This window comes from Desulfovibrio sp. (assembly GCA_016208105.1).
In the GTDB taxonomy this organism is placed as follows: domain Bacteria; phylum Desulfobacterota; class Desulfovibrionia; order Desulfovibrionales; family Desulfovibrionaceae; genus Fundidesulfovibrio.
In genome coordinates this window covers 161,148-183,120 of sequence record JACQYS010000023.1, presented here as the reverse complement: position 1 = coordinate 183,120, position 21,973 = coordinate 161,148, and the positions used below count along the sequence as shown (strand labels likewise).

Annotated in this window: 23 protein-coding genes and 1 tRNA gene; 6 read left to right on the top strand and 18 right to left on the bottom strand. The window is 55.3% G+C overall.

Features of this window, described 5'->3' with window-relative positions; all coding sequences use genetic code 11:
* Positions 1–37 precede the first annotated feature (37 nt).
* Positions 38–625: a DJ-1/PfpI family protein gene (locus tag HY795_15795; protein ID MBI4806687.1), complete on the bottom strand. Its 588-nt coding sequence runs from the start codon at positions 623–625 to the stop codon at positions 38–40.
* Between the two features lie 131 nt (positions 626–756).
* Positions 757–1,548 (bottom strand): helix-turn-helix transcriptional regulator, encoded by a 792-nt coding sequence (locus HY795_15790; protein ID MBI4806686.1) that lies wholly within the window; start codon positions 1,546–1,548, stop codon positions 757–759.
* Positions 1,549–1,774: 226 nt separating this feature from the next.
* Between HY795_15790 and HY795_15785 the strand changes: the two genes are divergently transcribed.
* A complete protein-coding gene (locus tag HY795_15785; protein MBI4806685.1) occupies positions 1,775–2,251 on the top strand; it encodes an arsenate reductase ArsC in 477 nt (158 codons plus the stop codon).
* 55 nt (positions 2,252–2,306) lie between these two features.
* On the opposite strand, the gene HY795_15780 is transcribed toward HY795_15785, so the two are convergent.
* Positions 2,307–2,894 carry a sulfurtransferase gene (locus HY795_15780; protein ID MBI4806684.1) on the bottom strand — a complete coding sequence of 196 codons (588 nt, stop codon included), beginning with the start codon at positions 2,892–2,894 and terminating at the stop codon, positions 2,307–2,309.
* 141 nt (positions 2,895–3,035) lie between these two features.
* Between HY795_15780 and HY795_15775 the strand changes: the two genes are divergently transcribed.
* Positions 3,036–3,488, top strand: coding sequence for an amphi-Trp domain-containing protein (locus HY795_15775; protein ID MBI4806683.1), 453 nt, complete (start codon positions 3,036–3,038; stop codon positions 3,486–3,488).
* A gap of 72 nt (positions 3,489–3,560) precedes the next feature.
* On the opposite strand, the gene HY795_15770 is transcribed toward HY795_15775, so the two are convergent.
* Together HY795_15770 and HY795_15765 are read right to left on the bottom strand one after the other, a co-directional pair.
* On the bottom strand, positions 3,561–4,694 hold the full coding sequence (locus tag HY795_15770) for a glycosyltransferase (GenBank protein ID MBI4806682.1): 1,134 nt from the start codon (positions 4,692–4,694) through the stop codon (positions 3,561–3,563).
* On the bottom strand, positions 4,687–6,330 hold the full coding sequence (locus HY795_15765) for a glycosyltransferase family 4 protein (protein ID MBI4806681.1): 1,644 nt from the start codon (positions 6,328–6,330) through the stop codon (positions 4,687–4,689). Before HY795_15765 ends, HY795_15770 begins: the two co-directional genes overlap by 8 nt.
* Positions 6,331–6,456: 126 nt before the next feature.
* Between HY795_15765 and HY795_15760 the strand changes: the two genes are divergently transcribed.
* The 4 genes from HY795_15760 to HY795_15745 all read left to right on the top strand — a co-directional run bounded on the left by HY795_15760 (position 6,457) and on the right by HY795_15745 (position 9,583).
* Positions 6,457–7,944, top strand: a complete 1,488-nt coding sequence (locus tag HY795_15760; protein ID MBI4806680.1) for a GGDEF domain-containing protein — start codon at positions 6,457–6,459, stop codon at positions 7,942–7,944.
* Positions 7,945–7,980: 36 nt separating this feature from the next.
* Positions 7,981–8,057 (top strand) — tRNA-Arg (locus tag HY795_15755).
* Positions 8,058–8,298: 241 nt separating this feature from the next.
* Positions 8,299–9,270, top strand: a complete 972-nt coding sequence (locus tag HY795_15750) for a hypothetical protein (GenBank protein ID MBI4806679.1) — start codon at positions 8,299–8,301, stop codon at positions 9,268–9,270.
* A gap of 28 nt (positions 9,271–9,298) precedes the next feature.
* Positions 9,299–9,583, top strand: a complete 285-nt coding sequence (locus tag HY795_15745) for a hypothetical protein (GenBank protein MBI4806678.1) — start codon at positions 9,299–9,301, stop codon at positions 9,581–9,583.
* Positions 9,584–9,658: 75 nt separating this feature from the next.
* Here the strand turns inward: HY795_15745 and HY795_15740 are convergent, their stop codons facing one another.
* The 13 genes from HY795_15740 to HY795_15680 form a co-directional block, all read right to left on the bottom strand.
* Positions 9,659–10,465: a DNA/RNA non-specific endonuclease gene (locus tag HY795_15740; GenBank protein ID MBI4806677.1), complete on the bottom strand. Its 807-nt coding sequence runs from the start codon at positions 10,463–10,465 to the stop codon at positions 9,659–9,661.
* A 79-nt stretch (positions 10,466–10,544) separates the two neighbouring features.
* The gene (locus HY795_15735) at positions 10,545–10,937 is read right to left on the bottom strand and encodes a hypothetical protein (protein ID MBI4806676.1); all 393 of its coding nucleotides are present in this window, start codon (positions 10,935–10,937) and stop codon (positions 10,545–10,547) included.
* 468 nt (positions 10,938–11,405) lie between these two features.
* Positions 11,406–11,651 (bottom strand): KilA-N domain-containing protein, encoded by a 246-nt coding sequence (locus HY795_15730; protein ID MBI4806675.1) that lies wholly within the window; start codon positions 11,649–11,651, stop codon positions 11,406–11,408.
* Between the two features lie 31 nt (positions 11,652–11,682).
* On the bottom strand, positions 11,683–12,876 hold the full coding sequence (locus HY795_15725) for a Fic family protein (GenBank protein ID MBI4806674.1): 1,194 nt from the start codon (positions 12,874–12,876) through the stop codon (positions 11,683–11,685).
* Between the two features lie 371 nt (positions 12,877–13,247).
* On the bottom strand, positions 13,248–13,589 hold the full coding sequence (locus HY795_15720) for a hypothetical protein (protein MBI4806673.1): 342 nt from the start codon (positions 13,587–13,589) through the stop codon (positions 13,248–13,250).
* A gap of 258 nt (positions 13,590–13,847) precedes the next feature.
* The gene (locus HY795_15715) at positions 13,848–15,530 is read right to left on the bottom strand and encodes a hypothetical protein (protein ID MBI4806672.1); all 1,683 of its coding nucleotides are present in this window, start codon (positions 15,528–15,530) and stop codon (positions 13,848–13,850) included.
* Positions 15,531–15,893: 363 nt separating this feature from the next.
* Positions 15,894–17,687 carry a lytic transglycosylase domain-containing protein gene (locus HY795_15710; GenBank protein MBI4806671.1) on the bottom strand — a complete coding sequence of 598 codons (1,794 nt, stop codon included), beginning with the start codon at positions 17,685–17,687 and terminating at the stop codon, positions 15,894–15,896.
* Positions 17,688–18,338: 651 nt separating this feature from the next.
* Positions 18,339–18,794, bottom strand: coding sequence for a hypothetical protein (locus tag HY795_15705; GenBank protein MBI4806670.1), 456 nt, complete (start codon positions 18,792–18,794; stop codon positions 18,339–18,341).
* The gene (locus tag HY795_15700; protein ID MBI4806669.1) at positions 18,787–19,350 is read right to left on the bottom strand and encodes an ERCC4 domain-containing protein; all 564 of its coding nucleotides are present in this window, start codon (positions 19,348–19,350) and stop codon (positions 18,787–18,789) included. Before HY795_15700 ends, HY795_15705 begins: the two co-directional genes overlap by 8 nt.
* Positions 19,340–19,591, bottom strand: a complete 252-nt coding sequence (locus HY795_15695; protein ID MBI4806668.1) for a hypothetical protein — start codon at positions 19,589–19,591, stop codon at positions 19,340–19,342. Before HY795_15695 ends, HY795_15700 begins: the two co-directional genes overlap by 11 nt.
* A complete protein-coding gene (locus HY795_15690; GenBank protein ID MBI4806667.1) occupies positions 19,588–19,947 on the bottom strand; it encodes a hypothetical protein in 360 nt (119 codons plus the stop codon). Before HY795_15690 ends, HY795_15695 begins: the two co-directional genes overlap by 4 nt.
* Positions 19,940–21,643 (bottom strand): AAA family ATPase, encoded by a 1,704-nt coding sequence (locus HY795_15685; GenBank protein ID MBI4806666.1) that lies wholly within the window; start codon positions 21,641–21,643, stop codon positions 19,940–19,942. The genes HY795_15690 and HY795_15685 overlap by 8 nt, the downstream gene beginning before the upstream one ends.
* Positions 21,640–21,963, bottom strand: a complete 324-nt coding sequence (locus tag HY795_15680; GenBank protein ID MBI4806665.1) for a hypothetical protein — start codon at positions 21,961–21,963, stop codon at positions 21,640–21,642. The genes HY795_15685 and HY795_15680 overlap by 4 nt, the downstream gene beginning before the upstream one ends.
* Positions 21,964–21,973: the final 10 nt, after the last annotated feature.

Here is a 21,973-nt window from a genome sequence, read left to right as displayed (position 1 = left end):
CCGGGGGTGAACCCGGCCCCTGGCGTATTGCAGGCTGCTACGCCTCGATCTTGGACCCCAACAGAACAAGGAACTTGCGCATCCACTCGGGATGGGCCGGCCATGCGGCAGCGGTGACGAGGTTGCCGTCCACGTGCGCATTGGTGAATGTTTCGTTTATTTCAAGCCATTTCCCCCCAGCCATCAACACGTCCGGCTTCACGGCCGGGTAGGCGGTGCACCCTTTGCCGTCCAGCACTCCCGCAGCCACCAGCACCTGCGGGCCGTGGCAAATGGAGGCTATGGGCTTTTTGGCCGCTGCGAAATGGCGAACGATATCCAGAACGCGCTCATTGAGCCGTATATACTCGGGTGCGCGCCCTCCGGGTATGACAAGGCCATCGTAGTCGCCGGGGTCCACCCCTTCGAAATCGTGGTTCACGAGGAAATTGTGGCCGGGTTTCTCGGTGTAGGTCTGGTCGCCTTCGAAGTCATGGACCGCCGTCTTCACCATGTCTCCGGCCTTCTTTCCGGGGCACACGGCATGGACATCGTGCCCGACCATCAACAACATCTGGAAAGGAACCATCACTTCGTAATCCTCAACGAAATCGCCGATAAGCATGAGAATGCGCTTTGCCGACATGAGTATCCTCCAAGTTGGGAGACACCACCTTACCGGTGGAGCTGGTTGGTTGCCACATACCGGATTTTCCGCCGGATGTAAGCATTTTAAGGGATGGACCGGAGGGACCGGCATGGGGGGCAGGGAATGCGTCAGGCAGGGACAAACTCTTCGGGTGTTCGCCCAAGGTGATTTTTGAAGGCTGAAACATACGCTGACAACGAGTCATAGCCTGCATCCAGTGCCACGGCGCTCAGGCTGTCTCCTCTTTCCAGGCCGGACAAAGAGGCAAGCAGCCTCAACCGCGAGCGCCATTCGAGAAACGCCAGACCGGTTTCCCGTTCGAAACGCTCGTTCAGGGTTCCTGCGGTCATGCCCGCCGCGTTGGCCAGCTCCTCCAGGGTGCTTTGTGCGTCGGGCTGTTCCCTGAGTGCGGCGCATATGCCCGCAAGCTGTGTATCGGCGGGAAACGGCAAGGTGAGTTGAGCCTCGGCCAGGCTCTCCAGCTGATCAAGCAGAACAGACACCAGCCGTGCCGGAGGGCCGTCCAATGCGTAATCCGGCGGCAAGCCGGACATGGCCAGCACCAGCTCGCGGGCCAGGGGAGTCACCTCCAGCACCCTGCAAGGCGCCGTGGCGATCCATGGGGCGGCCTCGGCATCGATATAGAGCGAGCGCATCAGGGCGGGGCCCGTTGAGAGCATGGAATGCTCGATTCCGGGGGGAATCCAGATGGCGCGCCTCGGTGGAACCATATGGCTGCCCAGCCTGGTGCGGACTTCCAGGATGCCCCTGGAGGCATAGGTGAACTGGGCCCAGCCATGGGAATGCGGTTTGGCCCAGCATCCCCCGGCAAGGCTCTCGGGCCTGGCGTGGACAGGCCGGGGCAGCTTGTCGGGGATGGGGGAAGACCTGAAGGGAGCGGTATATCCTTTTTCCGGCATGATTTTTTTTATCGCCCTGCCGGATGCGCCGTCAATGAGTATCTGCCAGGCGATCATTCTGCGCTTCTGTTTCTAGTTTGTTACTATAAATACTTATATAAACGTGAGCCGCGCGGCGATGATGATGAAGGAAAAACCGTTTTGCTCGAACCGCTGCCTCCGCAATGGACACAGAAGCGTAACATGGGAAGCGTATCGTTTCATTATTCATCCCATGGAGATTTGAATGAAACGAGTCCTTTTCATCTGCGTCCACAACAGTGCCCGCAGCCAGATGGCCGAGGCGTATTTGAAATCCCTTGGAGGAAAGGAATTTCAGGTGGAAAGCGCCGGATTCGATCCCACGGCCATCAACCCGCTTGTGGTGGAAGCCATGGCCGAGGAAGGCATGGACCTCTCCGGCAAGCGCACCCAGAGGGTTTTCGATCTCTACAAGTCGGGAAGGGTGTTCGATTACGTGATCACTGTGTGCGAAGAGTCCGACGAGGCCATGTGCCCGATATTCCCCGGTATGACCCACCGGCTCCATATCCCCTTCGAGGACCCGGCCAAGATGACGGGAAACCACGAAGAGAAAATGGCCAAACTGAGGGTGATCCGGGACAAGATTCGAACAGTGGTGCTGGAATTCATCGAATGGGCGAATGCTCCGGGCGCGACGAAACTTGGAGACCTGTGGGAATTCAAGCCCGCGCGGAAATAAAACAAGGGGCGGCCCCGCACCACGGAACCGCCCCTGCCCGTCCTTGGGGAAAACGTTATTTGGACCAGATCAACTCGGGATTCAGAGAGTATGTCCAGGGCAATCCGTAGTTTTTCCAGCCGTTCTTCATGCGCTTGCCGTTGAACACGCTCTCCGGGTCGTTCAGCATATCACCCTCGAAGCTGTCCACTATATTGTAAGCGTTGGTGAATCCTTCCTTGGCGAGCAGGTTCACAGCCGTGGCGGCCCGCTGTCCGCTGCGGCACAAGACCAAAATGGTGTCGTTCTTGCCGAGGCGCTTGGACACCTGGGCCACGAACTCGGGGTTGGCGTCCATGCCGTAGGCCTTTTTCTCAGGGTCGAACTTCGCGTTGAAAAGAAGCACGGGCACGTTCACGGCCATGTCGGGGTGGCCGACGAAGCTGTACTCCTCGGGAGTGCGCACATCCAGGATCGTCACCTCCTTGGGCTTGCCCCGCCACATGAGATATGCCTCGAGCGACGTTATGTACTTGCCGAGCGTGGTCTGTTTGCGCGTGTCAGTGGGCACCGGAGTGGCCTGCGGCGCCTGGGCGAAGGCAATGGCGCTCCAGACGGTGGTGGCGGCCAGTACAGCGGCCAGGACGAGGGTCCGGATCTTCATATTCGCACCTCTTGTGATTGTGGTTAAAGGTGTAATCATTCTAGTACGTAAGTGAGTTACACCAGCCCACGAATCGATACAACTCATTCCTTAATCAGACCAAAACGCGAGGGAATACTCTCTTCACCCCGCGTGATTCATATGAAGCGCCTTCTTACGGGCATCGCACACGGGCGCGCCGCCCTGCCTGAAACCATGGAGAGTCATTGTGCCGGTGATGAACGCTCAACACGGCGTGCCGCTTCGGACCTGCAGGAGAGCGGGGAAGCCAAAAAAACCGCGGATGTTCTTGAGATCGTCATAAAGGGCCAATGGAACTCGTCTAGGATTACGACCACCACGCACACGGAGGAACCCATGAGTGAGAAACACGTCCTGATGGACATCAAAGAGAGCGTCCTGCGCTACGACGCGGCGGTTTTGCTGAGAAAACTCGCCGATGGCCTGGCCCAGGGCACCATCGTTACAGACAACGGAAACGTCGAGATTGGTGAGTGGCTAAAGATTGAGTGCAAGGGAAAAGCCAAAGAAAAAACGGGCGGGAGCAAGGGGTCGATTGAGATCAAAGTGTCCTGGTTCACGCCCAATCCCTGACCGCGGACACCCTTCAAGACCTGCTTGGGCGCGCGCATGATTCGGTGCAATCCGTCCGGATGGCAGCCAGGATTATGCCGCGCCCTTGGCCATCAACCGGGCATAAAGCTTCGCATAGTCCAAGGCCATCCGCCCGGCTGAAAAGTGCTTGAGCGCCCTGCTCCGCGCGTTTTCACCAAGCACCTTGGCCAGCCTGGCATCGGACAGGATACCGGCGGCCGCCTCGGCCAAGCCTTCCTCATCATTCACGGGCACCAGCCTGCCGCAAACCCCGTTCTCGATCTGCTCCGGAATGCCCCCCACGCCGTAGGCGGCCACGGGCAGGGCGTGGCCCATGGCCTCGAGCACCACCAGGGGATGGTTGTCCGCCTGGCTGGGATAGACGAGCACGTCCGCGGCGCGAAGCACTGTGGAGAGCAGCTCGCCATCGACATACGGCAGGCGCATCACGCCCTCGCCCCTGAGAGATTCCTCCCCTCCCGCCAGAAGGCACAGCGCCCCGGGGACCTTGGCCGCCACACGGGCAAACAGGGCTTCGAACCTGTCTCCCCCTTTGTAGGCCGCCTTCGTTCCCCCGTGGGCCAGAAAAAGGACGACCTTGGCCGCCGGGGATATTCCCAGCCGTGACCGGGACTGGGATTTGTCCGCAAGTTGCGGTGGGGCGTCGATTCCGTTGGGGATCACTTTCACCGGGATATCCGGCCATTCGTGGCGAAGAAGGCGCGCCAGCCAGGACGAGGGCGACACCAGCACGGGGCGGAGCGAGGACACCGCCTCATGTATCAGGGATCTGGCCCGCCTCGAGTCCGGATATGCGCGCGGGCATGGATCCGGGCAGCCGAACTGATGCTGGTCGCAGAAAACCGGGTAGACGCAGCCCCCGGTGATGAGGGTGCAGTCGTGCGCCGTGACGATCAGCGGCCCGGGAGTGCCGGGTGTGGCGCGAAAACCCGCCAGAAGGGCCTGCCAGTCCCTGGTGGCGTGCACATGGACCACGCTCCCGGCCGGGGCCAGGGCGGCGAGGTCGCCCGGATCGCATTGAAATGACCGTAGCGTGTCGGCAAAAACACCGGATTCAGGAATTTCAAAGCTCAGGCTGGTGCCGGCGCCGCTTCCCGGGCTCGCGGCAAGCATGCGGGCCACCTTGGCCGTACCGCCCCTGCGCTCGAGCAGGACATGGTGGTGCACGCTAGGGCCGTCAGCCATCCACTCGCTCGAGAAGGTCGTGCTTCAAGCACCAGAGGATGAGGGCCTGGGCGTTTTCTATGGAGAGCCCGGACACGGCGCCTCGTAGCCGCACGCACAGGTTGTCCGCGTCGCGGGGCTTGCGGGCCAGCACCAGGAGGGATCGAACCGTGTCCATGTCCACGATTTCCTCCAGCCCCGCGTACACGAGAGGGAAATCCTGCCCACGATAGACGGCGCTGCCGAACCGGCTGACGACAAGATTGGTCGAAGAATCCAGAGACGCCGTCGGGTAGCCCGCGAACACCTGCGCATAGGGTACCGCACTCGGATGGCGCTGCGCCAGCCGATTGGGGACCTCCCGGGTCCACAGCCTCTCCCAGAGATCAACATGCTGCCTGGCTATTTCCCTCCAGGAATACCGGCCGGCATTTCTCCTGGCCGCCTCGCCCATGGCCAAGCGCAAGGCCGCGTCCCCGGCGAACCGGACCAGGGCGGCCGCCAGGGCCGGGACATCCACCGCCATGCGCTGGGCAAGGGCAAGATGGATATGGTTGTCGAAACTCATGGGAGCCATGATGTCGATGGCGTCGGTGGCGGATGGGCCCACAGTGGGCACAAGCACGCCCGTCTCCTCCGGGATCACCAGGTCGCGGTAGCCGTCGAAGTCCGAAGCGATCACCGGCAGCCCCATGGCTTGCGCCTCCAGAAGCGTCAGGCCGAAGGTTTCCTGGAGGTTGTCCGAAGGCGAGAGGAACACGTCCGAAGCGGCGTACAACTCCCATTTCCGGGCATCGGACGGCCGGGAAACCACGGACAGCGGGAGGCCGATGTTGCCGGCAAGATCGGTCAGGGTCTGTAACCCCCAGTCTTCCTCATCCGTCCATCCTGCCAGAACCAGGCGGACGGTCCCAAGCTGGAACCCGTCGCGGGAAGCCCTGTGAAAGGCCCGCAAAATCGGCAGGAAGTCCATCTTGGAACTGTGGCAGAGCCTGGCCAGGACCAGAAACACCGTCTCCTGGCCGAAACCGAAGGCAGCCCGCAGGGCCTTGCGGTTCTCCTCGTCCGGCGGGGGACAAACGTCTAAATCCACGCCCAGCGGGATGTGCTCCACCGATGGCTCGGGAAACAAGCCCTCGGCAAGGCCGTACCCGTCGCGAAGGTACCGGTAATAGGCCTGAACAACGCCCACCGCCGTTCGCGAGGTGGCCACCACGGCGTCGCGGGGCGTGGTGCAGGGGCTTAAATGCTTGAGGAAGTCCTGGCCGTAGCGGGCGTAGCTCAAGGAGTGCGTCACCGCCGTGACGGGAAAGATTTTCCTTGAATAGGCGTTGCGCGCGGCGGCCAGAAACCCGGGAGCCACGATGCAGTCGGACAGGTGAAAGACGTGGTGGTCGGTTTCGGCAAGCCTTCTGGGGAGTTCGCTCCGGTTGATCACCTGGATTCTGCCCGAGTCCAGAAAATCCGGCCTGAGGTCCATGATCTTCTGGGCCAGATCCTGGCAGGAGGCGGTGGAAGGCGGATAGAAGCGATACGCGTCGTAGGGGTCGAGGCTCAAGAGCCCTTTGAGAAATCCCGCGTTGGCCTGGATTCGGCCGAGCATCGGTCCGGATTCCAGAAAAGGGTCCAAACTGGCCCAGAGGCGTTTGGTTGGCATGAATTTCAAAAACACGAGGGCGCCTGGAAGTCAAACTCCCTCGCCACGCGGCAATTCCTGCCGAATGGTTCGTAATTTGCAAAGAAGTTGGCGGCGAACAATACGCCAAGACCTCGGAGGGATGCCATGAAACGCGGAAATAGACCTGATCTGATATGGGGCCTGGGCCTCGACACCGAGTTCGTCAAGGCCATCGAAGACGCCCTGGGCTCGGGCTATCATCTGCGCAACTGGCCGCTGACCGGGCTGCCTTCCAAGCGGGACATGGACAAAACGAGCCCGCTCACCGTCTGGATTCCCATGTCGGTCTGGAACGCCCTGCCGCCCTCCTCCAAGAAGCACCTGCGCGACTGGGAGCTCACCCAGCGGGTTCTCATACTCGACGGCCCCCATGATGGGCCGGATGTGGAAGAGATTCTCGAACTCGGCTTCCTCACGGCGCTCACAGCGCCGGTGACCGCGAACAAGATCCGCGACGCGGTGTTTCGGGCCAAGGAAGTGCGCGGCCTCTACGACGACATCTTCAGCATGACCAGGGAGATCATGCTCGAGCGCGAACTTTTGGCTCGCAAAACCGATCAGATCATCTTCTTGAACACGCTGCTGACCCGGGCCTCCCAGACCCTGGATCCGGGCATGATTCTCTCCAATGCCCGCGAGGACCTGAACCTGCTCTTCGCCGTTCAGGGGCTCCAGGGAGCGTTCTGGCAACCTGGTGAAGACGGCAAGCTCGAAGCGGAACTCTTCCTGGCTCCCTGCCTGAACCAGCACGGCAAGCAGCTCTGGATCGAATACCTGCTGGCCAGCGCAGCCAAGCTTGCCGGCGGCCCCGTGGACGCTTTCACGGTTGAGCAGCTTTTCCAGATTTCGCCCGACTCATGCCTGGCCGATCCCGGCCAGCAGGCGTCCATACTGCTGCCGCTCAAGGTGGCGGGCAGCGCCTTCGGCTGCCTGGCCATCGCCAAGGACAAGGACTTGCGCCTGGGCAAGGACCAGGTCGCCTCGCTCAATGCGGCCGCGAACCACCTGGCGCTCGCGCTCAGAAACGCCATGCTGTTTCGCGAAGTGAAAGCCAAGGCGGACCACGACGGGCTCACGCGCATCCACAATCGCCAATCCTTTGACGAGCGTTTGACGGACGAACTCAAGCGGCACCAGCGCTATCGCCACAACTTAAGCCTCCTGCTTTTCGACCTGGACCACTTCAAGGCCATAAACGACACCTTCGGCCACCAGGCCGGAGACATGGTGCTCAAGGACATCGGGATAATCCTGGACGAATCGTGCCGCGAGACCGACTTCGCCGCGCGCTTCGGCGGCGAGGAATTCGTGGTCATCCTGCCCCAGACCACCGAGGACCAGGCCTGGGTGCTCGCCGAGCGGCTTCGGCGCAAAATCGGCCACAAAGTCTTCCAGTATGCCGACAAAACGTTCCAGGTCACGGCGTCCATAGGCGTGGCCACCATGACCCCGGGCTCGCTCGACAAACGCGAAGACCTGATCCGCATGGCGGATCAGGCCCTCTACCTGGCCAAGTCCAGCGGCCGGAACATGGTGTGCGCGTCCCAGGCGAAAAGCAAAAAGAAGGCCATGGCACTGGCCCGGCCTGCTTGACAGAATAGGCCGCTCGGAATACTGAAAAAAATTCGCGGGCGGTTAGCTCAGTTGGATAGAGCGTTGGCCTCCGGAGCCAAAGGCCACAGGTTCGAATCCTGTACCGCCCACCATAATGATATCAAGGGGTTAGATGCACAATCTAGCCCCTTCTTCTTTTCCGTAATATTCATTTTCCAACCGCATTTCCAACCTATCCGACAAATATCAGCTCCCCCCCCTGCTGAGTGGTTGCCACTAGCGGCTACTTGCACAAAACCTGGAAATGAGGTTTCGGTACAAAAAAGCTGAGGGCCGCAACAACTGCACCCCTATTCCGCACACATCGCCAACTGCTCGGGATGATTGAAAACCATGGGATACGGCTTACGATACTACCTGTTCAAAGATGACGGAGAAATTCAGAGAATTTCAAACGTCATGTTTAATTCATTCTTTAAAGATGACGTTCATATCCCAAAATTTGCCAATCAAAAGCTAAAGCTCGCAAGCGTTATCCTTGAACTTGAAAACCGTGTTCCAATATCAATATTGGAAACGCACGGGATGATATTATCTTTTGATGAACACGGGTCCCCCAGCAAATCGACCGAACAAATCATCAGGAATGCTCTCAACAGCATCCCGTCTTTTCAAGATGAACCTGGGGTGATTCCTATCCACACTCAAATTGCTAAAAACGAACGAAAGAAATTTGAATGGAATATTGGGAAAAATGAACTTGATCTGATTGCAAAAGATATATGGAAAAAACGGAAAAAAAGATCAAAAAAAATAATCTGCATATCCAAGAATACAGCAGAGAATCACGGGAACACTGAGGAAATAGAAATGAAAGATGACAACAACAAATTCATTGAAAATCACAATAACTTTGACAAACTAAAAGAAGCCATTAGAAAAATTATTCATCTCATTGAATACGCCGAAGACTCATTCCTTGAATACGCCTTTCGGAGTGTATCTACTCATGCAATTCCAAAATCAGAAACGGAGAGAGAGCGCCTACTATGGCAAGGAGTTAAGGCCGCGCTTCAGAGTGAGCGCGAAAGAGGGAAAAGATGGAAAGCTGGCGATGGGCAGTGGGTGGCTGCCATATATCTATTTAAATGGGATGACTGGAAGCAACAGTCAGCAAAGAGTGAGATAATTGAACACACCCTGTGTGACGGCAAAAAGGCAGCAGTTACCGCCGCCAGGAAGTTAACTGTGAAACATTCTATGAAGGTTGGTGAACTTTCATATGTTGAGCCATCTGTCATGCCGCTTGATGACTGGAACGAAATTCATGGCCCTGAGAAAAGTAACGATGACGACATAGATTAACAATACATCCACACTCAACGAGGATCGCATGAATTTATTCTTTCAATTTGGCTCAATCATTAGTGGCATATTCGCTGCATACTATTGGTATGAATCATCAATAATAAAAATTCCTACACATTATGGAACAATTAGCACAACAGCTATGTCATTGGATGGGCCTGTAACTTACGGAACCAATCCAGGTCTCAAAAAACTTGCAAAATCAATAAGAAAGCAGTCTCGACTAAACAGCGTTGCAGCTCGATTTACTGCATTCTCCATATTGTTCCAAATCGGTATGATCGTCGCAGATATATTTAAGGATCATTAAATATTATTTCTGCTTTCAAAGAAATGTCGTCCATGGGGGACATATCTGCTCTCACCTGACAAGTGACAATGAAAGCTATTGTATCTTGTCCTGCAACACTTTGCCCAACATGTCGCCATCAATTGCCGTTTCGATAGCTTCCTCTTGATCACGCAACAACCCTTTAAAGAAGTTTAAGCCCGCCCTCCCCTCGATATCCCGAATTGTCATCGCATCATCCCTGGAAAGTTTCCTGCGTGGCGTCTCCTGTGGAAAGAAGAAACCCACAGCCCTGGTGTTGGCTGGGTATCCAGCTACGATGATCTTCCAGTAGCCCGAGGGCACCTTGTGCGGGGTAGTTGCTTTCGGCAGGGGCGGCACTTCCTTCTCGTAAACAGTTCCTGTCATGACAAAGACCTCACCGCCCTGGGCAAGTTGACGCTCAGCGGCCTCCAGTTGCTCCCACGGCCCCATATTGAGGGCACCCTGCTGAGGCGTGATATTCGACAAGTAGTTGGTTTTATACCAGGACTCTGTGCCCTTAAAGTCAGCAAGCGGAGCCTGATGGCCGCGCTGGTAGCCACGTTCAGACAGGTTAGAAAAGTCAGCGGGTTTCAACGCAATGTTGGTTGGCAGTAGCGGATCAGCCTGCCACTTGCGTTCTTTAACCGAAGGGCCGGTAACGGTTTTTGCGTCCAGACGGTAGACAACCCAGTCTGCGAACTTGGTATTAGGGTTTACCGACAAGGCGTAAATGTCTCGGACCACAAGCTCGTTGGTTTCACCTCCCCCAAGCGGGAGGCCAAAGGGACAAAGCTCTAGGTGGACATTTTCAAGCGGGATTGCCCGCGCGACGGAAGTTAGGGCGAGGAGGAATACAAATATAAAACAGATTCGTTTCATACCGCTACCCCGGATGATGAGTCTGTATAACTTATGTTTTAGTCGGAAATCATAAGGCGAATTTGTGGCCATTGATAGCCTACTTCGTATACTCAACGGTCAGAACAATGTCATTGTAGTCAAAATGATCCCAATCATCATCATAACCAAACATTACATATTTATCAATCTCCCCTCCTACGACATTTACACGCGGGTGATTAAGCCAATAGTTTCCTTTACTGTATCTTCCATTCAAAAAAAGTTTAAAATTTTTATGTTCCTGTGTAATGGGAAGTGAGTACGCTATAGGCTCGCATGGTATTGGATCAGCAAACATATCAAACGAAGCCACTGGACATTCGTTGTTTTCATGAATTGCAAATACAACTATTTGTACCCACTGGCCCAAAGCTGCATCTTTTGTTATTGAGAATTTGAGGGCTTTTACACCGTGTGGAATTATGTAATACATTGGATTTGTAATATCCATTAAACATTCCTCCAGATTAAAACGTGACACTCGCAATGTGGGGTGGCCGAGTGCCTAAGTTATGGATGGTTGATATATTAAATACCCCTTTTGGGGAATAGATACATAATCCCCCCCCCGCATCCTGCTGAGTGAGACGGGAGAAGCCACGATCGCATCCCCGACTGACTCCGTAACGTTGGAGATCTAGGTAATGACCGTTTCCGCTGGCCATGTCCTTGTTGTGCGCTGTCCCCTGCTCTTATCATCATGAAAAATGCAGATTGAATGCTTGGCCAACAAGCCTCTGAATGGGTAGGCAAAACGAAAAGCCCACCATCGCGGGATGGCAGGCTTTGAAAAGTAGGTCCGTCCACCAGGGGTGAAACAAAAAGCGTGTGGGGTGGCGGGACGTCTTACCTTTTCGGCGGGAAGCCTCAAGTTAGCGGACGAACCTTAGGGCTGTAAGTAATCACCGCCTGAGGTTGGTCAAGACCACACTGCATTGACTCGCCTGTGGAGCTTCGCGCTCAGGGTCTTCGCGTATGCCAAAGCTATCTGCCAGTGAGCGAATGTCCCCCCGTTACGTCCCAAGGTCACATTCAGGAAAAGGGCAGGATTCTGCCCTTTTGAAACTTCCGCCACGAAGTCCTGGGCTTGTTGTGTTTCGAGCCAAGCCTTGGGGCGGTTACGGCTCTCAGAACCTTCCATCTTCCAAAGGTCGGACGAGTACATGCATTCATAACGCCTTAATCACAAGCCATTATTACGTCGAAAGAAAGCTAAACACTTTTCCCTTGGGCATTTCCATCGCACGTTTAAAAAATTCTGTCTCGGTAATTTGCCGTGGCCAATCAATATTGACTTTTAACTTTGTTTTTGAACCGTCCCCCTCTGCACTGACCTGTATTGCTTGAAGATTTAATAGGTAGTTCAAATCTCTTATAAATGCTTTTTGTGGATTTTTGACTGTGTAAAATTGTCTGCACTTTGAGTATAGGTCGATAAAACTAAGCTCTCCACCATCTAACATCACGTTTAATACCTGCACATTTCTGGCAGACATTACTCTTTTTCGTGGCGACTTAAGCCTTCCAAATAAATCTGTAAATGTATTGCGATATAGGGCTTTAGCAACCTGCTGTCTAATCTCTGAGAATAATTTTGTGCATTGCGTTTCGATACCTTTTAATGAAAACTTCAAGAAAGGAGTTAAATCATGATTCCTACTCCTAGCTTCATTTAAAGCAGTCAAATAAGCCGTCTTTTCTTCATAGTAATAATTTGACATGGCAATAAACAGCGTGTCTCTGAGGCCAACTCGTTGAAGCATTAAGGCTTCTAGAGCGCGAGCGGTCCGACCATTACCATCTAAAAATGGGTGCATCGCAGCAAAATGATAATGCAGGGCAAGAGCCTGAATTAACGGATCATGCCGCGGGAAAACATTCCGAACGGCTTCAGAAAGACCTCTAAAAGCTTCTTGGCACTGCTTACCGCCTTCAACCCCCCGATGGCGGGGAGCCCCAAACGTCACATTCTGGTCCGGTCCTCGAAGTATACCCGGAGCACAATGATCATCGTCGCACCCTTGTACTAAACGTCTGTGTATTTCTAAAATAAGCTCTTCATTTACTGGCAACCCCTCTGAGAGTTCAGCTATCCATCTATAAGTAGATACGGCGGCAGCCGCTTGCTTTTGTGAGCGAGTTTCGAGCTGCACAGGGGTTTCCTGCATGGCTTCGTCCAATTCCCCCTCGGTGAATTCAGCTCCCTCGATCCGAGAAGTACCGGCCACCTCACGTTTAAGTTGTATGCGTTGCAGTTCATCGGCCCAGCTTCGCTGGTATGGAATTTGAGTTAGGGCGATGAGGGCTGCTTTGGCGCTGAGGAGTTCATTCGCGACCTCTAGGAAATCATACCGTGCCCAATCATTTGGAACGTCATACTTAATAATCATGGCACCTCATTATCCCGTTCATTTCCAGGATGGAAGTTATTTTTATTTATTTAATTATTTAATTTTTAAGTATTTTTAGAATGGTGAGCAAAATTTATTTCACCTCTCATTTCCATCCTTAAGGTCAAAAATCACCGTGGTCCATGAAAGAATGGATAGGTTTCAGTATGGAAGCTCTACGCGCGAGGGAGGGGAAATCATCTAGCTCGATTGGGGGCTGTGGAGGGGGGCAACCCTGGCATTCAGCTTGACCAAGCCACATCCTAAAACCCTTCAACCTGTCTTGCAACGCTTGGATCAATTCGACCTTACCGCTCCACCGCATACCCGTAGCGCTCCATCAAGTTGGACGCGTTACCCCCTGCCAGTCCCTAGGACGGAATGATAAGCACGTTTCCCGCGTCCCGCTCGGTCTCAATATCCTCCAGCGGATCAAGCGTTTTGCTTAAAAGGCATTGCCAGCGACGCCGCCAGCTTGGTTTCCCCCGTGAATCAACCACGACCTTTGAGAGAGAGAAATCAAGCAGATCATCATGTTCAATTGCCTTCACCAATGAACGGATAGCGTCTTTTCTGGATTCAGCCACCATCAACGTTAGCTGACACTTACCCTGCTCCTTTTGTCTTTTCCTATAACTGGAGGTGGACTTACGCTGTCTTTCGAGCATCCTTTTGTACTTCTTGGCATCCTGGCTATCGGACAATAACGACATAAGGCCTCCTGTTGCGTGACTGGTGAGGTCATAGATTAGGCCTTATATCACATTATATGTAGCGAATCTAGGCAGTTAACATTTTTATGCTTTTCGGCCGTTGCTATCAGATTAAAATATTCTAACAGCGCACTTATACATCGGGGCGATGTGTACAGACCCCAAATGACAAAAACAGACGTCAAAACATGGAGCCTCGCCAACACAAAATTAGCCCCGCCGAAACGGGGCTCAATTGTGGCACTCCTCCTGGCTGGCTTATTTTTGTCCGCCCTCAATAATCCCGCCAAATCCCTGCGCGGCCATGATGCGCGGCAAAAGGGCGGCGAGTTGGTATGGCCTCACGTCCGGGGGGAGCATATTTTGCCAGTCTGCGGGGGGATTAAAAAGCAGTTCCGCCAACTTCGGGGCGTTTTTCTTGAATCTCCAATCCTGGAACATCCCAGCCCACGAACCCGGAGACACCACTGTGCCGAGTTCCAACGCCTTGGATATTCCGCCCTCAACTGGCCCCATAGACGCGCCCTGGAGGGCTTCTATTGAAGGTTTGCCAGCGAAGGTCCATGACTGTCCCCGTGAACCCTGAGAAGCCAAATTAAGGCCATCCACGAGGTTTTTTAGGGCAGAGTATTGTTCCGGACTCATCCCAGCCTGCCACATGTCCATTGCCGCCTGTGACCCTCCAAGCTCTTTCCCAACCTGCCCGGAGTAGTTACCAAGTCCGCCATTGGCGCTTGTTTTGAACCCTTGAGAAGCCTGCAAAATCCTCGCGGCCATCGCGTCCTGCCAGGATTGCGGGAACTGGCCTGCAATTTGATCCTTCCAGCCCGTCACCATGGCCGGGGTGTTGGGCATGCCTGCGTTTGGGTTGAAGAGCATTCCCGGAGCCTTGCTAGCGTTGTCCGGGGTGAGGTTGCGGACCTTATTGAGTATGCTATCCCAAAAAGACTGGATAGGCCCGGAGTGGGCAGCAAACACATCATTCGCCGTCTTGAACCCAGAGATATTCCTCGTCATGTAGTCCATCAGCTCAGTCTTCACACCCATGAGTGCGGACCTGGCTTGGTTCTCATTTTCCCCGAGACCCTCAATCAGTGAATCAATACCCTGCTTCGCAGCCTGGAGGCCTTCAGGTGTATTCCGGAGCTCACCGTTAGAGAACAACTGCGCCTTGGCCTTTTCGAGTAGAGACTTTACAGCTTCGGGGGTGCCCTGCCCCGCAAGTTTCGTGTCGATAGCCTGCACGATCCCGGATGCATCAAGGGGCGTATCACTAGGCAAACGTGCCATTTCGTAGAGGGGACCAGCCGCACGGGCCCGGAAGTTTTTAAGCTCCTGCAGAGTGTTGGAAGCAGCGTCCACTATGTTCTTGCCGAGCATAGCCGGATCCGTGCTCGAGGCCATGCCCCCGGCGAAACCCTCAACAGCGTCCCGGGCGGCCAAGTTCTGCGCCTCGCTTTGCCGTTTCGCGATATCAAGGGCACCTGGGAACATCCGTAAGCGCCCCTCGGCATCCAACAATGCCGGGTTGCGGGTAGCCTGCCCCAGAGACAGCGGGATGGGAGTCTTAGCAAGGTTCTCCGCTCCGGCGGCTACTTCTCCCGGGGTAAGGTTTTTGAGAATGGGATTCCCCCCGCCAAATGTCTTGTTCACCACACCAGCAAACAAGCCAGAGAGAAGACCATTGGCCGGAACAGCGACGGTATCGGGCATACTCCAAGGGCGCTGTCTGGTTCCGTACATATCCGGCATGATGTAATTGCCGACCATGCGGCGTGCGAACTCGTCACCTGCTCCCAAGGCACCCTGCACCCAGGGCGAAGCAATGAACTCCGGGGAGCTAAAAGCTAGCGCGGCATTCCCGGCGGTACTTACGGGGTTGCTGGCGGTTGTGGCCAAGGCCTCTTTACCCAGATTTGAAAGCGATTCCTGCGGGGTCATCCCGCCAAGGCCCCCCACACGCACAGGGCCTCTCTCACTGTTGAGGTAGACCGCGCCGTCTTTAACGGTGAAGTCGGACTCCGGACGGCCCAGGGCTTGAGCGGCAACCGCCACTCGCTGCCCGTCGTCCGCCGCATACTTTATGGCGATAAGGTCTTTGATGCCCAGGGGCTTAACGGCCGATGGCTTGAGTGCTGCGGAGGTTTTGGAATCCGCCGGAGGTTGGTAGAAAACACCTTCAGGGCCGATGGCGGAAAGATCGGGTGCCTCTTCCACAGGAGCAGAGCCAGCTTCCAAAAATTCAAGGGCTGACTGCTTTCGGGGGGGCCTGGCTTCAAGGAATTCAATCGCCTTAACCATACTCTACTCCATCCCAAACTGATTTTGCAGGATGCTGGCCGCGCCCTCTTTGGTGAGAGCCCCCCTCTCGAAGGCGGACCTGACTTCCTCCGGGGTTTTATATGTCGCCCCACCATGGGGCGTAGCCATTGTGTCCTTTGTAGCCCCAACCTTTGGCAGCGGTATGGAATCCAGAATAGGATTATCCTGGATGTACTGTTCCCAGTCCTGGCGCGCCTTGTAAGCGTCCCCGCCGTGCTTCTCTGTGCCCGTCTTGTAAAGGAAGGTGGCGTATTCCTGCTTACGCTTGGCGAGCGCTTCCGCGTAGTCGAGGATGAACTTGTTTGCCTCTGTGGTGTTCCCAAGCTGGGCAAAGGTAGCCATAGCCCGCTGGGCATCGCCCTCGGTCTGTGGTCCCTTCTGTGCCATCAACTCGGTCAAGAGGTTCTTCATCACCGCGCTTTGGAATATCTGCGGCGTGGTGGCGTCGGTAAGGCCGATGTTCTTGGGGTCGATCCCTAGCGCCTGAGATATGGCCGCGACCTTAGCCTTGAGCGGGGTGAAAGCGTCCGTCTCCATACCCTTGTTGAGCAGGCCCTTAGCCACGGATATCTGCCCAAGCGCCGCGCCCGCCGCCTTAGCGTCCTGGTGCGCTAGGTCGTATTCCTTCGCCCAGTTCTTCCCAAGCTCGACCTGGAGTTCCTTCTCCCGGCTCATGTCCACATTGTTGGAAATGTTGACCTGTTGGGTCGAATTGGCCCGGTTGTACCCCTGGACTAGGTTGGCCTCATTCGCGTTTGTGGGGTCGAAGTCCCGGCCGTATTTGGCCTTGAACCACTGGGCTCCGTCGAACTTTTCCGGGGCTTGCAGTTTTTTTACTGACTCGATTGCCCCAAGGAAATTCTTGGCCCCCTCAAACCCGGAGGCCGCTCCAGCGACCATCAGATCGACGAACTTCGGGTTGTTGGCAAGGTCGATAACGCGGTAGTTCCTTCCACCAACAGGGACCATAGCGTTAGGGTTTACGCCACCGCCGAACCCCATGGGGACGTCCGTGGCGGTGTTCCCTGTGTTGGCGGCGATATTGGTTCCAATAGCTTGAGGGTCGTAATCCTGGCCGGTTATCTTCTTGATGTAGTCCCGTGTTTCTGCGGGATAAACTCCCTTGTCTACGTTGCCGGTGCCTGCGTTGTAGCCCCAGAGCGCCTTTTTTGTGTCCCCGCCGTATTTATCCTTGAGCGCTTTCATTATCTGCGCCCCGGTCATCAAGTTTTTGTACGGGTCAAAGGCGTTCGAATCGTCCAGGCCATATGGCTTCCCAGCTTCGGGCATGATCTGAGCAATTCCCCGCGCGCCCTTGGGGCTCACCTCGTTAGGATTTCCCCCGGACTCCGCCGCGATCTGGTTTCTCCAAAGTTGCTGGTCGAGCCCGTGATATCTTCCCGTCCAATCTACGAGGTCGGACATGTTCTGCGGAAGTTGTGCCGTGGGGCTGGGGGACATGCTGGGAGAGAGTGTGGGTCCTTGTCCCGGTACCTGGAGGGGCGCATTTACGACATTAGGGGGGGTGCCCGGGGTCTGTAGATCACCATTAAATAGGGCGGACATGTCACCAGTGGCGATGGCACGCATGAACGCGTCTTCCTTGGCCATCTTCCGCTGGGCCATGGTTAGCGTGTTCTCCGCAAGCCTGTTCTGCCGTTCCATGTTCTGCCGCTGGATGTCGTCCTGCTGGCGTTGACGGTAAAGCAGCATCCCTTGGATAATTCCCTGATTAAGCCCATTAAGGGCATCACCAATTTCCTTCAGCACCGGCATGTTAGAAACCCTCCTTCGGGGCATATTCCCAGGAAACAAAAACCAGATCAGACCCGCGCCCGGCATGTGGATAGTCCGCCAGGGTTCTTGAAATGGCTTGAGTTTCCGTTTCTCCGTCCCTTCGATCCAGCCAGAGCGGTACCGTTGCGCCGCATCTCTTTGACTCAAGCTTTTCCAATCTGTTCATCATTCCCATTGATGGTTCTCCTCATCGTGCGAATATTTATTTACCCTGATCATTTGCGGCGAGTCATTCCAGGACGAATGAATGCTACTTTGTCTTCACCGGATATAACTTCCCCACTGGACTCATATCTATCTCTCGCAAGAGATTCATTCTCATGAGGCTTAACAACAATGATATGCACACGCCTGTACTCGTTGTGTTTTGTCATCCTGTCCATTCTGCTTACAACACTCACGCCACGCACCCTGCTTCTATGAAATCGTGGAATCTTTGTTGCTGGTGATCGAGATAGGCTCCTTTGCTTCGGTATTGCCTGGAGATCATCTCCGCCCGATCCTGCACTTCGCCCGGAGTTATGAAGTCTAAGCGGGCCTCTACCCCTGCACATTCCACACACCACGCAGGTACTTCCCCGTTGAGTGTTGAGGGCCCCTCAAGTCGCTTCAGTCGTTTGCCTATGCCGTTCATTTCGAGTTCTCCTTCGCTTCGAGAGCACTCAAACGTTGTTCTATTTCAGCTAGTTCAATCGCTTTGCGGTGATATTCCACCAGCCCCGCCACTGCCTGCCCTTCGCTGGGCGTAATGGTCCCCTCGGCGACTACTTCCAGTATCCTGGCAGTCACCCTGGGGATGTCTACCGCCGTTTCGATTTTAGGGAGCCCGGCCAAGATGACGGGACTATCCTTCCTAGGGGGGCACAGCCTCTCAAGGCATAGCCTCAAAGCTACACAGTCGCCCTCTAAAGCCTTCTCAACCGCCTTGCGGGTCAATGCCTCGGATTCACCATCAAGAAGCGCCAAAACGGTCCTTGTGGCGTGATTTAGCGCCCCCTTGGGCTTCCCTTTGGGATTCCCGGACTGCCCAGGCTTGAACGCCGTGGAGGGGGTTATTTTCTGTTTCATTTCTGATTTTTCAGGCATGGCTTGTTTCGCGTACCTTCTTGGGGTCCCCAAGCTTTGGAGCGTTCCAACGTTCGCTCAGGCTTTCGAGCTCTGCGACGGCCTTTGCCTCGAGATCCCTCTCCTCCCGCTCGCGTTGATACTTCTCCAGGGTCCAATAAGTGGCGTACTCCGCTCCCGCTCTGGTTCCTGCCCACACGAACGGGCACCGGTAGCGCACCTGGAAAGCGAGGATGCTTTGCAGGGCTGCGTGTGGGTCCATCCTGGAGCTATAACGATGGCGGGATACGTCTTCGAGACTGGCCTCAATGACTACCGCGAAGCACTCAAGGGAGCGGGCGCGGTCAAGCTCACGTTCAAACCGATCACGGCCCATGATCAGGCATCCAATCAGATCATCAAGCGACTTGCGCTCGATGGCGACGCAATGCTCAAGGCCAGCCAGGCTGTAGTCGCCGGTTTTCAGCGTTCCACGTTCAACTTGTGCGGGGTATTTGTCGGAGGCGAAGGGGAAAGGCAGTTGTTCTCGAGTGTCTATGATAACGTGTAATGTTCGTTTTCGGGTTTTACCCTTCATCGGCAGGCCTCCGTTGATCGTAGACCGCCAGAATGTGGCTGTGGGCGACCTGGTACGCCTTCCCAGACCTAACTACGGGGTCTGGGTGGCTACTGCCGTACCCCACCAAGCTCTTGAAGGCAGGGCGAATCTTGTAGAACCAAAGGAAGTCGTTATTTTCGCCCGCATACTTCAATGCTAAGGCCTCAGCCTCTTTAAGGCGAGGCTCGAGCGTCTCTAGGGTGTCGTAGGTAAGCCTCATGCCTGTTCCCTCCAGTTTGCCAAAGATTGCCCCGTGCCGCGCGAGGAATAGATGTCCCCATAGCTCGCTGCCAAGAAACAAGACTGCAGGTCCACAGCCACGCCAAAGGGGCAATTGTCGGGGATTCGCAGCCCACGCCATGCTGGCAGAACGTTAAAACCGTGCCGCATGTGGGCGTCTTCTGCCCGCTCCAGATAGTCCTTTGCCTGTTCTGCTGACATCACCGGGATATCTGCGGGCCATTCCCAGGACTCGCGAAGCATATCCCACAGTCTCAGCGTGTCCCGGGTCCATGGTGGAGGGGCCAAGAGGAGCTTTACTCCTTTGGGGGTCTGCCAGGGAGTGAAACTATCCATAGCTGACCTCGGCGAATGGGTTTTCTGCTTCCATCACCGGGAAAGAGGCTGATGGGGTACTGGCAGGGGTACAAGGGTACACCTCTAAAGAGGTGTGTACCCCATGTACCCCCCTTGTGCCCGGTACAGAGGGGTACATGTCCCCCCTTTGTACCCCATGTACCCCAGGCAATATGGAGCAGAGGTTGTTTTCGATTTGGACGATATCCGCGCCAATGAGATCCCTTGATGCGCGGTTGAAAGCCTTCTTACGTGCCTGGGGGGTTCCCGTGGATATCCCCATCTCGTAAGCTATTCTGCGCCACTCATCTATGTGAGCCGACCCACCTGCTGACTCACAGGCTTGCTTAAGGGCATCCAAGGCAATCCGCTTTGCCCCACTAATCGCCGTACGCTCGTCTTCCAGGGGCATCTCAGTTTGGCGAAGCACGCAAGAGGTGATCTCTTCCAGCGTCTCCAGGTCAGTCCAGCCAGTTCCTACTACTTCATGCTCAAAAGCCATGCTTTGGGGCGGTTCGTGGTCCTTGCACTTTGTGTTCGAAAGGACGCGTGTCCCATTGTTGGCGGCTAACTTATATTCAAAATCAATCGCACCTCGGAGAGCACCCGATCCGCGCGAGCGATTTTTATCGGATAAGCCGCTGTGGTGCACAACAAGTACTGAACAACCGAAACGAGCTTTTAACTGGTTCATCGCCGAAATAAAGGCGTTCATGTCCTCAGTGTCGTTTTCATTGCCATCGCCAAAGTTCCTATTCAGCGTGTCCACAATGACCAGGCGGGGTTGCCCATGCTGCTCGGCAAGGGATGCAATGGAAGACGCAACGGATTGGGCGTGTTCTTTGTCGAGAAATTGGGCGGGAGCCTCGGAAATGAAAAACGGAATTTTCGAGTAGTCCGCTTTGTGGGCGACAAGCCAGGCCTGTATTCTCTTGGACAACCCGTGGAACCCTTCACCCGCTATATAGAAGACTGGGCCGGGGTTGGGGATGGCCTGGCCGTGCCAGGGCGTTGCCGAGGCGATACAAAGCCCCTGGTCGATAGCCAGAAAGCTTTTCATACTCCCGGCCTCACCAAAGAGAACGGACAAGGTGTCCGCCTCAATGTAGTTCCGGATTAGCCAGCGAGGGGGACGCGGAGCCGATAAGAGGTCCGTCAGATTTAAGAATCCAAAGTCCTGATGCGCGCGGGAGGACTGTTTTCCGCCCTCCCCTAAGTTGTGCGCTTTTTCCACAAGGGCGGAGAGATCACGTGTCGGGTTCTTTCCGCCTTCTACGAGTTCCCATCCGACCTCAATAATCGCCCGCCGTGTTGACGCCTCTTGGAGTAGCCGGACAGACTCTTGGAATCCACCGGGGATCCCGTTGGTTATCTCAGCAAGACGGACTGTCCCCCCAATCTCATCCAACTTGCCCATGCGTTCCAGGGCGTCCGCTACGGTTAGAATTCCAACCGTTCGCTTCTGACTCCAGAGCGCGAGCATGGCAGAAAATACCGCGCGATGATCGGGGGAATGGAAGTGAGCTGGGGACAGTTCCCTCGCAGCCTCGTCCATCCGTTCAGGGCGCGCAAAGATTGAGCAGAGGGCGGACTGTTCCGCGTCAAGATTGGAGGGGATATCAGTGTACGCGGCCTCACTACCAAGCGCGCATGTCCCCTTTGTTTTATGGGGGGTGGGCTTACCGCGAGAGCTCACTGAATCGCCCCTCGGGCCGACCTCGCCGCCTGGATTAGTTTGTGAATATCGCTGTATTCACCGCCGATGTGGCGATCCATCATGGCGATAATATCAACAATGACCTCGCTAAAGTATTCTAGCTCGCACTCAAACTGTGAGGCCGATGCTTCATCTCCGATGGCTCTAGCCCCATCCATTTGCCGCAGGGAAATAGCGGCTAGCTGCAGAGTGGTGTTTAAGTTTGGCTGGAGAGCATTCTCAACGAGGATCAAGGCACCTGGGCGGGGTTCATAGACAATAGGGACGTTGTTTTGCGGTTCAATTCCATGGAGTGCCATTTGCTTTCCT

Coding starts and splice junctions, on each gene's coding strand:
- HY795_15795 (MBI4806687.1), bottom strand. CDS start 625: ATGTCGGCAAAGCGCATTCTCATGCTTATCGGCGATTTCGTTGAGGAT.
- HY795_15790 (MBI4806686.1), bottom strand. CDS start 1,548: ATGCCGGAAAAAGGATATACCGCTCCCTTCAGGTCTTCCCCCATCCCC.
- HY795_15785 (MBI4806685.1), top strand. CDS start 1,775: ATGAAACGAGTCCTTTTCATCTGCGTCCACAACAGTGCCCGCAGCCAG.
- HY795_15780 (MBI4806684.1), bottom strand. CDS start 2,894: ATGAAGATCCGGACCCTCGTCCTGGCCGCTGTACTGGCCGCCACCACC.
- HY795_15775 (MBI4806683.1), top strand. CDS start 3,036: ATGAAGCGCCTTCTTACGGGCATCGCACACGGGCGCGCCGCCCTGCCT.
- HY795_15770 (MBI4806682.1), bottom strand. CDS start 4,694: ATGGCTGACGGCCCTAGCGTGCACCACCATGTCCTGCTCGAGCGCAGG.
- HY795_15765 (MBI4806681.1), bottom strand. CDS start 6,330: ATGCCAACCAAACGCCTCTGGGCCAGTTTGGACCCTTTTCTGGAATCC.
- HY795_15760 (MBI4806680.1), top strand. CDS start 6,457: ATGAAACGCGGAAATAGACCTGATCTGATATGGGGCCTGGGCCTCGAC.
- HY795_15750 (MBI4806679.1), top strand. CDS start 8,299: ATGGGATACGGCTTACGATACTACCTGTTCAAAGATGACGGAGAAATT.
- HY795_15745 (MBI4806678.1), top strand. CDS start 9,299: ATGAATTTATTCTTTCAATTTGGCTCAATCATTAGTGGCATATTCGCT.
- HY795_15740 (MBI4806677.1), bottom strand. CDS start 10,465: ATGAAACGAATCTGTTTTATATTTGTATTCCTCCTCGCCCTAACTTCC.
- HY795_15735 (MBI4806676.1), bottom strand. CDS start 10,937: ATGGATATTACAAATCCAATGTATTACATAATTCCACACGGTGTAAAA.
- HY795_15730 (MBI4806675.1), bottom strand. CDS start 11,651: ATGTACTCGTCCGACCTTTGGAAGATGGAAGGTTCTGAGAGCCGTAAC.
- HY795_15725 (MBI4806674.1), bottom strand. CDS start 12,876: ATGATTATTAAGTATGACGTTCCAAATGATTGGGCACGGTATGATTTC.
- HY795_15720 (MBI4806673.1), bottom strand. CDS start 13,589: ATGTCGTTATTGTCCGATAGCCAGGATGCCAAGAAGTACAAAAGGATG.
- HY795_15715 (MBI4806672.1), bottom strand. CDS start 15,530: ATGACCCCGCAGGAATCGCTTTCAAATCTGGGTAAAGAGGCCTTGGCC.
- HY795_15710 (MBI4806671.1), bottom strand. CDS start 17,687: ATGCCGGTGCTGAAGGAAATTGGTGATGCCCTTAATGGGCTTAATCAG.
- HY795_15705 (MBI4806670.1), bottom strand. CDS start 18,794: ATGCCTGAAAAATCAGAAATGAAACAGAAAATAACCCCCTCCACGGCG.
- HY795_15700 (MBI4806669.1), bottom strand. CDS start 19,350: ATGAAGGGTAAAACCCGAAAACGAACATTACACGTTATCATAGACACT.
- HY795_15695 (MBI4806668.1), bottom strand. CDS start 19,591: ATGAGGCTTACCTACGACACCCTAGAGACGCTCGAGCCTCGCCTTAAA.
- HY795_15690 (MBI4806667.1), bottom strand. CDS start 19,947: ATGGATAGTTTCACTCCCTGGCAGACCCCCAAAGGAGTAAAGCTCCTC.
- HY795_15680 (MBI4806665.1), bottom strand. CDS start 21,963: ATGGCACTCCATGGAATTGAACCGCAAAACAACGTCCCTATTGTCTAT.